Source organism: Ruegeria arenilitoris (assembly GCF_013032855.1).
Classification (GTDB): Bacteria; Pseudomonadota; Alphaproteobacteria; order Rhodobacterales; family Rhodobacteraceae; genus Ruegeria; species Ruegeria arenilitoris.
The window spans coordinates 1-15,068 of sequence record NZ_WQDA01000004.1 but is presented as its reverse complement, the minus strand read 5'-3'; the positions used below and the strand labels follow the sequence as shown (position 1 = coordinate 15,068).

General features: G+C 59.1%; 12 protein-coding genes. 11 read left to right on the top strand and 1 reads right to left on the bottom strand.

Annotated features, from left to right (window positions below; all coding sequences use genetic code 11):
• Positions 1-43: 43 nt before the first annotated feature.
• Complete coding sequence (locus tag GOW72_RS13715) at positions 44-1,264, bottom strand: polysaccharide biosynthesis/export family protein (RefSeq protein WP_170367218.1); 1,221 nt, start codon at positions 1,262-1,264, stop codon at positions 44-46.
• Between the two features lie 668 nt (positions 1,265-1,932).
• On the opposite strand from GOW72_RS13715, the gene GOW72_RS13710 reads away from it, so the two are divergent.
• The 11 genes from GOW72_RS13710 to GOW72_RS13660 form a co-directional block, all read left to right on the top strand.
• On the top strand, positions 1,933-2,559 hold the full coding sequence (locus tag GOW72_RS13710; RefSeq protein ID WP_217353610.1) for a sugar transferase: 627 nt from the start codon (positions 1,933-1,935) through the stop codon (positions 2,557-2,559).
• Positions 2,556-3,470: a formyltransferase family protein gene (locus GOW72_RS13705; protein ID WP_170367217.1), complete on the top strand. Its 915-nt coding sequence runs from the start codon at positions 2,556-2,558 to the stop codon at positions 3,468-3,470. Before GOW72_RS13710 ends, GOW72_RS13705 begins: the two co-directional genes overlap by 4 nt.
• Positions 3,467-4,162 (top strand): PIG-L deacetylase family protein, encoded by a 696-nt coding sequence (locus GOW72_RS13700; protein WP_170367216.1) that lies wholly within the window; start codon positions 3,467-3,469, stop codon positions 4,160-4,162. Before GOW72_RS13705 ends, GOW72_RS13700 begins: the two co-directional genes overlap by 4 nt.
• Before the next feature lie 13 nt (positions 4,163-4,175).
• Positions 4,176-5,357: a DegT/DnrJ/EryC1/StrS family aminotransferase gene (locus GOW72_RS13695; RefSeq protein ID WP_170367215.1), complete on the top strand. Its 1,182-nt coding sequence runs from the start codon at positions 4,176-4,178 to the stop codon at positions 5,355-5,357.
• 78 nt (positions 5,358-5,435) lie between these two features.
• Positions 5,436-6,554 carry a glycosyltransferase gene (locus GOW72_RS13690; RefSeq protein ID WP_170367214.1) on the top strand — a complete coding sequence of 373 codons (1,119 nt, stop codon included), beginning with the start codon at positions 5,436-5,438 and terminating at the stop codon, positions 6,552-6,554.
• 12 nt (positions 6,555-6,566) lie between these two features.
• Entirely contained in the window at positions 6,567-8,513 is a 1,947-nt protein-coding gene (gene asnB / locus GOW72_RS13685; protein ID WP_170367213.1) for an asparagine synthase (glutamine-hydrolyzing), read from the top strand.
• A 129-nt stretch (positions 8,514-8,642) separates the two neighbouring features.
• Positions 8,643-9,986, top strand: coding sequence for a hypothetical protein (locus GOW72_RS13680; RefSeq protein WP_170367212.1), 1,344 nt, complete (start codon positions 8,643-8,645; stop codon positions 9,984-9,986).
• 270 nt (positions 9,987-10,256) lie between these two features.
• Positions 10,257-11,672: an ArnT family glycosyltransferase gene (locus tag GOW72_RS13675; RefSeq protein ID WP_170367211.1), complete on the top strand. Its 1,416-nt coding sequence runs from the start codon at positions 10,257-10,259 to the stop codon at positions 11,670-11,672.
• A gap of 106 nt (positions 11,673-11,778) precedes the next feature.
• Entirely contained in the window at positions 11,779-12,219 is a 441-nt protein-coding gene (locus GOW72_RS13670) for a GtrA family protein (protein WP_170367210.1), read from the top strand.
• A gap of 309 nt (positions 12,220-12,528) precedes the next feature.
• Entirely contained in the window at positions 12,529-14,370 is a 1,842-nt protein-coding gene (locus tag GOW72_RS19095; RefSeq protein ID WP_170359623.1) for an AAA family ATPase, read from the top strand.
• A 235-nt stretch (positions 14,371-14,605) separates the two neighbouring features.
• Positions 14,606-15,068: hypothetical protein (locus tag GOW72_RS13660; protein ID WP_170367209.1), on the top strand; the 463-nt coding region annotated here is incomplete at its 3' end.

The window sequence follows — 15,068 nt, the reverse complement described above, 5'->3', positions numbered from 1 at the left end:
ACAGACTAAAAAAACAAACCCGGCAAACCCCGCGCCGGAACACTCAATTCGACGTGACAATGGTTCTTCGTACGACTTCTATGGTATCCCCGGGCTGAACCGCCTCGGTCCCGTCCATCTTGCGTGGCGCCGTGCCACCCGCCCGTGTGACGATGTAGTCAATTACAACTTCACTGGCGATATCATCGTCGCTGAGCAAACCAGCGGCAGCCAGTTCTCCGTGCAGGCTTGCCGCGGTATCAAGACGCGTCCGAAGCGAGGCCAACTCGCGTTCGACCGCATTCAACTGGACCAGAGCATCCGAGCGCGCCTTGTCATCCAGTTCCAACTCGTCGCGCTCGGCACGGTTCAGCTCCTGACGAGCCAGCATCAGCGCAACCTCCTGATCCAGACGCTTGGATTCCAGATCGTTCAGAAGATTGGTCATGGTCGTCACCCGGTTCGATACGGTCAGACCTTTCTCCTTGAGCTGGTTCAGGTTTTCCAACTCCCGGCTGACATTCTCGATCTGGGTTTTGCGAAGCTCCAACTGGATGGTCAGGCTCGAGATCTGCTCTTTGAGCATCTCCTGCAGATCCCGAATTCGTTCACCCAAACCCTCGCGGGCGTTCATTGTCGCCTCGAGGATTTCACCCTCGAGCCCTCCGGGAGCGTCAGGCGCCGCGTCGGTGCCGGTCTCAATCCCTTCTTCCTGGAGGCTCGCAAGGTCAGCTTTCAGCCTCTGCCTCTCGTCTTCCAACTCATCGATCTGAGTGGAGAGCAGCCGCATTTCGCCGCCCATCCGCATGATCTGAAAATCATTGTTTGCCCCAAACTGGATCGGAGGACGGATCGGACCACCTGCAAGGGCCAGAACCTGCTGGGCAGTCATCCCGGGATGGTAGGCATAAGCGCCCGGCGAATTGACGTCTCCAAGAACAAAGACCGGAAGGTGGCTGATCACTTCAAGCGCGACCTTGGGCGGCTCGGCCATGCCGGTCTGGCTGCTGAGCTCAAGCTCCAACATCTGCGACAGTTCCAGCGTGGTTAGCCCGGCCGCCTCAACCTGTCCTACCAGCGGAAACATCAGCGTTCCGTCACCGGCCAGAGCGAACTCGCCGGACACGCCATCCCAAATCATGTAACTTGCGGACAATGGGTCCCAACGCATGGCACGAACCGACAGGCGATCCTGCGGCAGCAGGCGATAGCTTTCGGCCAGGGCCGGCAGAGCGGCCAGCGCAAACAACAGCGTCGCCAGAATTACTCGAATGAAGCTGCGCAAAACCTTGCCTCCCAACTCTTAAACACCAACAAGCCGGGCGTGGGTGCCGGGCACGATACTCAAATCTCGAAAACACAAACCGCACCCACAGCGCAAGTCGGCCGTCAAAAGCAATTTCGGTCATCGGCGGGACAGAAACGATCCCGCTCGGCAAATCATAGGCGCTTGGCCTCAGGCTGACAAGCAAAGCCAATGGCGCGTCGCCTTTGGCGCTGGCTTTCCTGTCGACACTGACCTGTCAGCGTCTGGGCCACCGCGTCGGCCGCGTTCGCAACCCCCTGTGATTGCAGCCCGAAGGCTGGGTGTTTTGCGCGAAACACCCGATAAGAAAACCCCGCCTAGTTTCGCGGCAATCACGCCGCGGCTTTGGCTCCTGCTTTTCCTGACCGGCAACAGTTCACGGCTTTGGCTCGAATCGTTTACGCAACACGGAAGGCAAATCAGCGTCAGCGTCTAGTCAGCCCTGCATTCTCAGCCCCTGCATCCCGCGGCGGCATCGACGGCTTGCAAACAGAATCCGTTTCGACCAATCTTGCTGCATCGCCGCTTGTCGACCCGGGTTGTCGGTATTTCAGTCGCGGTTGCTCGGGTGGCGTGTCGCGTCCCTTTGTATTGGTTGATTTTTTGTGTGTCGCGGGACCCCGCGTGTTGCGAGTTGGATTTGATTTGTGAACCGGTTGCTTGAAATCCTGATCTGCCTGCTGCTGGGCCTGCTCGCGCTTCCCTTCTTTGTCATTGCGTGTGTCGTGGTGCTTTTGTCCATCGGCCGTCCATTGATGTTTTCGCAGATCCGAGCCGGACGACAGGGTCGCAATTTCCGACTCTACAAACTGCGCAGCATGAAAGAGACGCGCGCGGTGGATGGATCTTTGCACCCCGATGCGGATCGCCAGACGCGCGCCACGGCAATGATCCGACGCCTGCGCCTCGACGAGATCCCGCAACTCCTTCTGATCCTGCAAAACAAAATGGCCCTGGTTGGGCCTCGCCCCTTGCTGCCTGAAACGATCGAAGACTTCGGACCCGCCGGACAATACCGATGTTCCGTTCGGCCGGGGTTGACCGGGTGGGCGCAGGTCAGCGGCAACACCAACCTCAGCAACAGTGAAAAACTGAGCCTTGATCTATGGTATGTGGCGCATCGGTCACTGGCGCTGGACCTGCAGATTCTGGGCGAAACAGTCGGTGCGGCCCTGCACAACGAACCCCGCCGCGACGACCGGATCGAGGCGGCCCGGAAATGGATGGACTCGAATGGCCCGCTGGCCCAGGACATGCAGGAGATGAACGCGTGAATATCGTACTTGTCGGCGCCGTCGAGACTACGCTTGCAGCCCTGATGTCGATGTGCGGTGCCGGGCATGTGCCGGCCCTTCTGGTAACCTTGTCGCCGCGCCTGTCTGCACGGCATTCGGATTTCGTCGACCTGTCACCGGCGGCCGAAAAGTATGGTGTCCCGGTTCTGCATATCGAGAAAACCAACGACCCCGCGACTCTCGAACAGATTGCCAAGGTCAAACCCGACCTGATCCTTGTGCTCGGTTGGTCACAGATCTGCGGCCCCGAGTTCCGGGCGTTGGCGCGGATTGGCTGCATCGGATTTCACCCATCGGCCCTGCCGCGCTTGCGGGGGCGCGGTGTCATCCCCTGGACGATCCTGGTGCAGGAACGAAACGTCGGGTCCTCGCTTTTCTGGTTGGGCGAAGGTGCCGATGACGGCCCTATTGCCGCTCAGGCCATCTATGCGGTCGATCCCGAAACCGTCACTGCACGCGAGTTGTACAATCGGGCTTTGCGTGCCGTCTCAGGACTGCTGCCGCCTCTGTTGAACCAGATCTCCAATGGCGACATCCCGGCCGAACCACAACGCACCGACGGAATCAGCCTGTGCGCCCGCCGCCGCCCCGAGGACGGCCTGATTGACTGGACCAATCCTGCCGCGGACATTCACCGCCTGATCCGAGCTTCGGGTCCGCCCTACCCCGGCGCCTACACCTATGGCCCCGATGGCGTGAAACTGGTTCTGACAGGGGTCAGATATACCGAGCCGGAGGGCTACTTCATCGGCCTGCCCGGCCAGATCCAGGCCATCGGCAACGGCGGCTTTACGGTGGCCTGCGGCGACGGGCGCTGTCTGGACATAACTGAATGGTCAGGGGCCGATACCCCCCCTGCCCTTCACGCGAAACTGAGGACACATCCATGATCGCTTCCGACCTGACCACTGGCCACGCCGGCCCCGCGCTGATCGTCGCTCCGCATCCCGATGATGAGGTTCTGGGCGCCGGCGGCACGATGGCCCGCATGGCCGATGCTGGGCGCGAAGTGCATGTGGTTGTCGTCACTCGTGGCAAGCCCCCGAAGTTTACCGATGAACAGGTCGCAACCACACGGCGCGAGGCACGCAATGCGCATGATCTGCTGGGCGTCACCGAAACACATTGGATGGACTTCAATGCGGCGGAGTTGTCAGAACATGCCCATTCGGACCTGAACGGCGCGCTGGGAAAGCTGGTCCGCGACATCGCCCCCAGCCTGATCCTGGCTCCGCATCCAGGCGACATCCATATGGATCACCAGCTGAGTTTTCTGTCCACGCTGGTGGCAAGCCGCCCGCATCAACATGACTATCCGGCCAATATTCTGGCCTACGAAACCCTTTCCGAAACAAATTGGAACGCCCCCTATCTGACCCCGGCCTTCGTGCCAAACGTGTTTGTCGACATCTCGGACACGATCGAGCGGAAGCTGGAGGCGTTCGGCAAGTTCGAAAGCCAGGTCAAACAGGCGCCGCACGAACGATCGGTCGACAGCTTGCGCGCACTGGCCACCCTGCGCGGCGCGACGGTGCACCGGTCGGCGGCTGAAGGCTTTGTTCTGGTCCGATCGGTGATTTGACAGGAGGTGCGAAATGCAGATGTGGCCCATCTATGATCAGGAACAGATCGACGCCGTAGCGCAAGTTCTGGCCTCTGGCAAAGTCAACGCCTGGACCGGCCCAGATGTTCGCGCATTCGAGGCCGAATACTGCGCATATACCGGAGCCAAACACGCGATCGCCATGGCCAACGGGACAGTAACGCTGGACGCCGCGATGCTCGGGCTAGGCCTGCAACCAGGTGATGAGGTCATTGTAACGCCGCGCAGCTTCATCGCCTCGGCCAGCTCGGTGATGCTGGCGGGCGGAGTTCCGGTCTTTGTCGATGTCGATCCCGACACCCAGAATATCACGCCCGAAACCATCGCCCCGTCGATCACGCCGCGCACACGGGGGATCATACCGGTGCATCTGGGCGGTTGGCCCTGTGACATGGACGGCATCATGGATCTGGCCCGCGCTCACGACCTTTGGGTCATCGAAGACTGCGCCCAGGCCCACGGTGCGATGATTGGCGACCGCCATGTGGGAACCATCGGGACCTTGGGCTCGTTTTCCTTCTGCCAGGACAAGATCATGACCACAGGCGGCGAAGGCGGTCTGCTGCTGACCGACAATTCTGATCTCTGGAGCCGCATCTGGAGCTACAAGGATCACGGCAAAGGTTATGACACCGTGTTCAACACGGAACACCCACCCGGCTTTCGCTGGCTGCACGACTCGGGACCCGGCACCAATCTGCGGATGAACGGCCCTTCGGCGGCACTTGGTCGAATACAGCTGAAACGCCTGGACGCATGGCGCGCGCACCGGACGGCAAATGCGGATATCCTGCACAAGGCCCTTGCGACCTGCCCGGCCTTTCGCGTGCCAATGCCACCCGACGGCGTTACCCACGCATTTTACCGCTTCTACGCATTTGTGCGGCCGGAAACACTTGCGCCCGGCTGGAGCCGGGACCGCATCATCGCCGAGATCGCCGAGGCCGGCTTTCCCGCCTTTTCCGGCAGCTGCTCTGAGATTTACCTCGAGAAAACCTTCACCAGCCGAGGCCTGGGACCCAAGGAGCCATTGCCCGTGGCGCGCGAGCTAGGCGATACCAGCCTTGCCTTCTTGGTCGACCCGGCCTGGTCCGCCGAGAACGTCGCTCGTCTGGCGCAGGTCATCGTTGATGCGGGCCAAAAGGCGACGGCCCGCCACATGGCGCAGGGCTGAGCGCGAACCGGTGATGTGTGGCCGATCAACATACAGCTTGAGTCGAACACCCACCGGTGAGCTGCGGAGGGTGACCCGATGATCTTGCATGTCACCACTGATTTCTCAGGCCAAGGTGGCGCACAAGCCATGTTGGCCCGACTTTTGGCCCATTCCGGCGAACGGGCCTGCGTCGTCGCCCTGACCGAGGTTTCGGACCGCTGCCGCACAATGGCGGCGAATGACAAGGTCGAATACGTTTCGCTGCGTGCCAGATCGCCGTTGGCCCTGTTTCGCGCGGTTTGGCAGATCCGACGTTTGATCCGGACCCATCAGCCGGATGTGGTTCTGTGCTGGATGTACCATGCGATGGTCCTGGGCCTGATTGCCGGCAAACTTGCCGGGCGGCGCGTTCCCGTCGTTTGGACCGTGCGGCAAGCGCTGGACGACCCGGCTGCCTTCACCCGCAGCACTCGCGCTGCGGTGGCTCTGTCGAAGGTGCTTTCCCGGTTCTGTCAGGGGATCCTCTACAACTCGACCCGCGCTCAAACTCAGCACGAGAAATACGGCTTTGCCGGGGACCATTCCACGGTGATTCCAAACGGGTTTATCCTTCCGCCCGATCCAACGGCGCGGCCGGGACCTGCCCGCGTGCTTGGAGTGGCGGCAAGGTTTCACCCGCAGAAAGACTTCGAAACTTTCTTCCGCGCCTTCTCGATTGCGCGCCAGTCCGTCCCGGACCTGCATGCCCGTCTGGCCGGAGACGGCGTAACGCTGGAGAACCCTGAGATCCGCGCGATGCTGGCCGACAACGATCTGCCCGAAGACAGCGTGACGTTGTGCGGCGACCTGCACGATATGTCCGAGTTCTACGCGAGCATTGACCTGCTGGTTTTGGCCTCGCGCACCGAAGGCTTTCCGAATGTGATCGCCGAAGCCATGAGCCACGGCCGCCCGGTCGTGACGACTCATGTCGGCGACAGCGCCAGAGTGGTGGACTCGTGCGGCTATGTCGTGCCGCCACGTGATCCGCAGGCATTGGCAGAGGCACTGGTCCAAGCTGCCAACTGGCCGCCCGAAACCTACAAGGCCCATAGCAATGCTGCCCGCGACCGCATCGCCACACACTACTCCCTCGACGCGATTGCCCGCGCCTATGATCAGGCCCTGAACCAAGCTGCCAACCCGGCGCCACCCACAGCGCCTCAAGTCGAATAAAGGACCTGACCCATGTGCGGTATCGCCGGATTTCTGACTTTTCAGCCCATGGGCGCCGACTCGGGCCGCACCACGCTGCAGGCCATGTGCGACGCTATTCAGCACCGGGGTCCCGATGCCGACGGATTGTTTGTCGATCCAGACGCCGGTGTAGCTCTGGGCCATCGCCGCCTTTCGATCGTCGACCTGTCGGAGACCGGGGCGCAGCCAATGACCTCGCCCAGCGGCCGGTTCACCATCGTCTACAATGGGGAAATCTACGGCTTTCTGGCCCTGCGGCAAACGTTGCTGGACAAGGGCGTCACGTTTCGCGGCACATCAGATACCGAGGTGCTACTGGCGGCTATGGACCTCTGGGGCATCCGCAAGACATTGGAACAGGCGCACGGCATGTTCGCCTTCGCGGTCTTGGATCGCAAGCTGAACCGGGTGGTTTTTGCACGCGACCGGTTGGGCAAAAAACCCCTGTATCTAGGCCTCAAGTCCGGCCAGCTTTTGTTTGGTTCCGAACTCAAGGCGCTGCGCGCGAACCCCGCATTTGGCTCGCCAGAAGCCGACCGCCGTGCTCAGGCGCAGTACGCCCGCTACGGATATGTGCCGGCACCACTCTCGATCTATCGCGAAGTTATGAAGTTGCCCGCCGGATCAATGGTCGAAGTCCGCTTGGACCAACCGCCCGGGACGGCTCAGGACCTGGTAGATGCCATCCGGACGTTCTGGGACCTTCGCGACTGCGCGAAACAGGGACTTGCCGCACCAATCCAAGACGAAGACCGGGCGCTGGCTCGTATTGAAGAGGAATTGCAACGCGCCGTGCAGGAGCGCATGGTCGCGGACGTCTCGGTGGGGTCCTTCCTGTCCGGCGGGATAGACTCGACCCTGATCACTGCCATGATGCAGGAACAAACCAACGGCAAGGTCACCAGCTTTACAGTCCGTTTCCAGGAAGAAGGGCTGAACGAAGCAGACCATGCCGCCGCAATCGCTGCACATCTGGGCACGGACCATCACGAGGTCACTGCGACACCCTCCATGGCGTTCGAATTGCTCGATGACCTACCACACGTCTATGACGAACCTTTTGCCGACCCGTCCGGTGTTCCAACCCTGCTGGTGTCCAAACTGGCCCGCGATCAGCTGACCGTCGTCCTGTCGGGTGATGGCGGCGACGAATCCTTTGGCGGGTACGAACGCTACGCCCGAATGATGGCGATGGAACGCCTGGGCCGAAAACTTCCAAGGCCGGCTGCGTCAGTCTTGGCAGCATCCCCTGATGCCCTGCTTGCAGCCGTTGCGCCGATCCTGCGTAAATTCGTTTCAGACACCATGCGCAACCAGATCACAGCCGACAGGATCTCCAAAGTCGCCTCGGTCATCGCGCAGCCTGATTTCAGAAGCCGATACAATACCCTGTTCAGTCTTTGGGACCCGTCCGCAGCGCTGAAGGACGTGAATGACGGCGGGGTTTATCAAACACTCGGATTGCCCAACGGCCTTGATGAAATCGACACGATGCTGCTGCTGGATTCCTGCCTGTATTTGCCCGAAGGCATTCTTGTGAAAGTCGACCGAGCGTCGATGGCCGTCGGTCTTGAGGCGCGCGCGCCCTTGTTGGATGACCGCGTCGTCGCCGCCGCTTGGCAGGCGCCCCGATCCCTGCGTTTCGACGGCAAACAGGGCAAGGTGGCCCTAAGGCGCCTCGTGGACAAGCGCGTACCAAAGGCCTTGTATGATCGCCCAAAACAAGGGTTCGGAATTCCCGTCAACGACTGGTTGCGTGGCCCGCTGAAGCCTGTGGCAAACGAGGTTTTTTCAACAGGACAAGGGGTCGAGGACGTATTCGACACAGCCACCTTGGCGCAACGATGGCGCGAGCATCTCAGCGGGCGTCGCAATTGGGGGCCCCATCTGTGGACGGTTCTAATGTATCATTTCTGGCAGAAAAAATGGCTGGTCTGATCCTCGAAGCGCGGACTTCTGTTCACCAAATTCGCACAAAAGGAAGCAATTCAGCCGATTGTCATGCGAAACAGAGGTGCACGCCCCTACTGTTTGTCACGCGCCGCACCGACGTGCCTAAGTCAGTTCATGACTGAACTGATTGCATCCTGCTCGGGCCTTTGGCGCGATATCCGGTCCGAATTTCGGTCTCTACACTCTCCTGCAACGAGACGTCGGGCGGGCCTCGCGCTACTGCTTCTGTTTGGCGTGGTCTTTGCTTTTTTCTATTTCCGGCTGGAATTCGCGCGGCAGTTTCTGGACATGCCCGCACCACCGGGCAAGCCGTTCTACAACGACGACTGCATCCTTGCCTCGGACCCTGGCCGTTACTCACATGGCTTGTTTCAGGGGCACTACCTGGCTTTCCACCTTGCGCGCCACCCGCTGGTGGTGATGCTGAATGCCGCCATCGCCGAGCCGTTGACTTGGCTGGGCATCCGGCAGCCTGTCGCGATTTCGATCAGCCTCGCATTCTGGGCTGCCATGTCGTCTGTCACGATTGCACTATTCCTGCTGCGCCAACACCTGTCGCTCTCCGTTTCCATTCTGGCGACGCTTGCTGTTCTCCTGACCTTCGGAACCGTCACCACGCTCAGCGTTGTCGAGACCTACAGCGTCTCACTCTGGGCGATCGCCATGTCATTGTTGATCATGGCCGAGATGGCCAGACACTGCGCCAAATACCCGGCCCTTACCAGCGTGATCGCTGGCCTGGCTGGCGGTGTGCTGGCCGGATGGTCCCATTTGCCGGCGGCTGCATTCTCATTGGTTTATGCTGGATTTGCATGGGCGTCTCTCAACGGAGGTGTCGGGCGGAAACTGACATTCGGAGTGGCGGTTCCGTCGGTGATTGCCGTAACCTGCATGATGGCTCCAGTCGTTTTTCTTGGCATCGTTCTGGACGGTGATCCATTCATGGAACCGACCGAGATGGTTGGCCGGTACGCGGACGCCGCGAACTTCACCAACCCGGAAATCATCAAAGACTATGTTGCCGGCTTCTTCCTGTTTTCCTGGGTCGCGCCGGCCGAAACCGTTCAGTGCCGCTTTTTGCTGGATCGGCTATGGGAGATTCTCCGCGATCCAAGCCGTTTGGCCCTGACAATTCTGGCGACAATCCTGATCGGATGGGCAATTGTTTCCGGCACCAGAACACCTGGCCGCGCCCCGCTTGTGCTGGCAGTGTGGACGTTGGTGGGTACGTTCTTTGTGTTTTACCTGTTTTTCAACCCGCTCGAAGTGTTGCTTTACAGCTCTCACTGGACCACGGCCATAATCCTGGGTTCGGTCATTCTGCTGAGGGAAAAGCCGGGACTTGTCTTGCTGTTGAGTGGAATTGTGGCGCTCAGCCTGTATGTGAATGTATCGCCTCTTGCGGATCCGGCTTCATTCGATCCGGCGCAATGCTGTCCGCACGGAGGTCGAAACTAGGCCGGTCTGGGCGGCGGCTGTGGGTAAACTTGACAACAAAAGTGACCCTACTTAGCGTTCTGGGTCATCGTCTCCGCCGGTGAAAAATTATGGATACGCCGAATTCGCAAACGGTTACTTGCGCCATTCGGCAATGTTTCACGCTGTTGGTTGTAAAAGTGTTTTTGGGTTGAATTCATGCGGCAGTCCACCGAACTGAAGGTATTTTTCTTTTTCCTAGTTGCCTGCGCAGCCGGGCTTTTTGCCGCCGGCACATGGCACGGAATCGGAATGCGTCCGGATTCTATGGCCTATCTGGGGCTGTCCCCCGACCGGTTTCAACAGGCGCCAACCTATACCGCGCTGATTGATCTGCTGGCCGGAATGGATGTCCAGCCCGTGCTTGCGGCCACCGTACTGAATATCCTCAGTTTGATCCTGAACATCGCTTTGATGTTCTTGATCCTGAACGACTGCAAGGTTCGGCCACGGATGATCTTTCTGGCAGCACTGATCATGGTCCTGAGTCCCCAGTTCATGTACGCGCATGTCACGATCCTGTCGGAACCGCTCACGACAAACTGCTTGCTGGGCACCTATTTCTTCATGTCCCGTTACCTGCGCGGCGACAGCCTGTCCGCCTTTGTGTTGGCAAGCTGTCTGGCCGCCCTGTGCGTGCTGACCCGGTTCGCATTGGTCCCACTGATCGCGGCCTGCTCGCTGACAATCCTTGTTTATGGGCACGGTGATCTGCGCCGTCGACTGGTTTCGGCGATTGTGTTTGGCCTGATCGCATCCGCAATCATCATCGGATGGTACTTGTACAATCAAACCTCCGGCGGGACCGGCATCGGGCGTCAAGCTGCGTTCCTTGGGGATCCCGACACCGAGACCTTCCGCGCGGCACTGACCACGCTATCAGCCTACGTGCTGCCAAGCTCTCTGCCGCCGATTATCACGTTGACCGCTTTGGTTGTGGTTTTGGGATTCGTCATTGCTCTGATCCGCACAGCTTTGAAGGTTCAGACCAACCCTGATGACCTTCCCGGTCTGCCCGTTGCGCGTCCGATCTCGTTCTTTTTGTTGGTCTACGTTCCTTTCCTGGTTCTGGCCCTGTTTATCGAGGCCAATCTGACCATCCATGCCAGGTACCTGTTGCCAGTGTTCATTTCCGCTCTGGTACTGGGGTTTGCTCTCGTTGGCGGTCAGCCCGGAACGGATATGATGAACCGACTGCGTCCCGTAGCTCTCATACTTGCGCTGGCGTTGACCGGAACCTATGCCGTACGTACGGCAGCGATGACCCGCACCCACATGACGGATGGGAATTTCTATGCCTCACCGGTCTGGAAGAACTCTCCGACTTTGGCGCATCTGGACAATCTGCGGGACGGTGTCGTGGTCTATTCCAACGGCTATGATGTCATTCGGCTGGTCAAGGGCGTGAATGCGCTCAAGTCCCCTGAGTTGTTCGAGCGCAGAACCGGCAGGCCGGACCCTGGTACATCGCCAGAAAAAGAAATTCAGGAGGTCCGCAAACGCGTGGCAGACCAAAACGCGGTTGTCGCAATCCTGAACGAGGTCAACTGGCGGTTCTATCTGGTCGATGAGGAACGGCTGATCCGCGAAGCTGATCTGACGCTACTCTATGAGGAGGCCGACGGGCGGATCTATGGATCTCCCGCCAGTTTCAAACCGATCGAATGAAGGATCGAATGTCATGAAGCTTGTTCCAACACTCGGGGCCGAACAATGATAGGATCGATGATATTCAATCGGGTGGCACCGCATTCACGCCCTGAAGGATTGATTGATGAAGTTTGAAGACCTCAAACACGTCTCGGTTCTGGTCGGTCGCTATTTCGTGACCGGGTGCACGGCCGTCATCATCCATTTCTCGGCGATGGCGTTCTCGGTCGAGGTCTTGGGCATCTACGAAACGATCGCTTCGGCAATCGGGTTCCTGATGGGGGCCACATTCAATTACTGCATCCAAAGACTATGGGTGTTTCGGTCCAGCGTTCCACATCGCAGTGCCCTGCAGAGGTTCATTTTGGTCACGGCGACGACCTCGGCGATAAACGTGGCGCTGTTCTCTCTTCTCTTTGCGTTGTTGCCTTTCCACTACTTGATCATTCAGGCGTTCGTGACCGGGTGCATATTCCTTCTGAATTTTACCCTGAACTGGAAAATCACCTTTCGCGAGCCTGCTGCTGAACCACCGGAAGCCCGGGCGCAGGACGCCGGAAGGTAGGTATGCCGGACCAAACCCACTGTATCGTCTTTGGAAACAACGCCGGCAACCAAGCGCTTTGTTCACGAATTTAAAACTTCAAAAAGGCAGCTCTTCGCCCGAAGCCAGAATGGCCAAAAACTCTCTGCTCTCGGATTTGCATCGCTTTTTTTGCCCGCCAAACGCACAGGGACGGCCTTTTGGCCTGATATGGCTAGATAAATCTATCGAGCCGATCAAAGTACAGGTAAAACAATATGATAAATAACAGTTCGATTCTGACGCCGATTTTAAGCCGTATTCACGGTCCGAAAAAAATGGAGAACACTCGTGCAATCCGGTGACGACGTAATTGCCAACCAGCATGAAACCAACGATTTCATCAATATCTGGTTGCTACTGCGCCGGAACCTTCTGGTCATCTTTCTGTTGGTCGTCGGTGCGGTCTCGGCAACAGCCTTCTACATGTCGACCATCCCCGACCAGTATCGGTCGGACGCACAGATGGTTTTGGCTCTCACGGAAACACGATTCAGTGAGTCGACCGGACAGCTGGAAACCTATGAACTGAACCGGTCGAGCGTGGAAACCGAGTTGGCCCGACTGCGGTCTCGCGACTTTGCCGAGCAGGTGGCAGACCGCCTGGGTCTGTTCGACGACCCCAGCTTTGTGCGCCGTGCGCCCGGCGCGGACAGCGAGGCGGATGAAGAGATTCACCGCGCTGCGGTCACCGACAAGGTTCTGGCCTCTTATTCCGTCTCCCGCGCGGGAGAAAGCCTCGCCATCAGCATCGAAGGCCGATCCACATCGCCGGTGCTGGCTGCAGCCCTGCCCAATACCGTCATTGCCGTCTATATCGCGAACGAGCGCGACGCACGGGTCAATCGCTTGATGACATCGATCGACAATCTCAAACGCCGGGTCGGTATCCTCGGCGAAGAATTGACCCAGGCGGAATCGAATTTGGCCGAGTTCATCCGTGAGGACAATCTGGATGACGAACAGGTCGTGACCCGGCTGCGGGCCGAGGTGGAGCGGCGCAAGGCCCAGCTGCGCATCGGCATCGAACGCAACCTGCCGGAAGACGAAATTCTGGCCCTCCAGGAACAGCTGGTCACATCCGAGCAGGAGCTGGAGGCCCGCACCCGTCTGGAGCTGTCGTTGCTGCGCCGGGAACGCGAGGTCGAACTACTGCGAACCCGCTATCAAACCACGATCGACAACCTGACCTTGCTGGAAACCCGCATCGGCCAGCTTGAGGACGGCACGATTCAGGTTTCCAAAGCACGCATCCCGGTTGAACCCTATGCCCCCAGCAGGTCATTGATCACGGTGCTGGCCGGCCTGTTCGCAATGATCGTTGGCTTCATCATCGCGCTGGTGCGCGAGGGCCTGGACAGAACGGTGCGCAGCGAAAACCAGATCTTCCGAATGACCGGCCTCAGCAACCTGGGATATATCGCCCGTCAGCGACGCAGCAAAATGTTCGCCGGTGAGAACAAGGCGATCGAAAACCTGTTGCAGAGCCAGAAATCGCCCCTGGCCGAAGCCGCCCGGGGCATCTTGACCAATTGTATCAAGTTCCGGCATTCCAAGGTGATCCTGATCACCTCTGGCCTGCCGAACGAGGGCAAATCCTTCGTCAGCAGCGTTCTGGCGACCTCGGCGGCGGTTGACGGACTGAACGCTCTGCTGATTGATCTGGACACGCACCGTCGCGGCGCGACGAAGACGTTCATTCCGGACATGGATGAGGTGCAACTTTCGGAAATCTATTCTGACAGTGTAACCCTGCAACATGCTCTGACCACCGAAACCAAAGGGTCACTGGATCTGATCACCGCAGCCTCGCCTACGCACGAGCTGTCTGATGCCGCGTCAAACAAGCTCAAGCAACTCAAAGAAACGCTGCTGGATCAATACGATATCATTATCGTGGACACACCCCCGGCACTGGTGATGGATGAAGTGTACCGCAACGACATCCTCGCCGACGCCGTTCTGCTGGTCGCGCGCTGGGGAAAAACGCCACAGCATGCGTTGCAAGCCGCGGCAAAACGGCTTCAGTCATCCGGCTTCAATGTACTGGGTACGATTCTGAATGACGTCGACCCCAAAAAGTACCGCTGGACCACGTACGAAGGGTATTACGGTACTTACGACGACTACTAGAAAATCCGGCGACCGCGCCGTTCCGGCCACCGGGGATGTCTGGTGGCCGAGTCTGTGCTACCATGCAGGCACCGGATGCTGCGCGCGGGTACTGACCGACGTGCGGCGCGGTCGGAATACCTGACTTTGCTTGGAGTGGGTTTTGGGGAAAGCTTCTTCAAGGGCAGATGAAAACGGGGGGCTCATAATCATCGCGCTGGCACTGGTCCAGGCGGTGATTCAGACGGCTTTTCCCTTGGTTGACGTGAACTTCTCCAGTGACTCGGCGGACTACGTTCAAGCCGCAGCATATCGCGGCTTTGCATATCCTTTTTTTCTGGACCTTTTCGACGGGTTCGCGGACCCGCTGCGCGCCGCTGTTGTAGGCCAGATCTGGGTATTCTCGGCTACTGCATGTCTGTTGTCGGTCACGCTGGCCCGGGCCACTGGCCACTCCGGTGCCGGTCTGGTCCTGCTTGGAATTCTGATCATCAACCCGATGACGATCTACTTCAACTACAGCATCCTGTCCGAGTCTCTGTTCCAGAGCGCGACATGCGTCTATCTTGCCTGTCTGGTGCAAGCGATCCACGGCCCCAAGCCCTGGCACTTTGCAGCCCTGGGCATGACAGTCGGCGCCATGATCGCGATCCGTCCAGTTGGTTTTGCTCTTTTGCCCATCCTTATCGTGGTGGTTCTTTGCGCGAGCTATATCAATG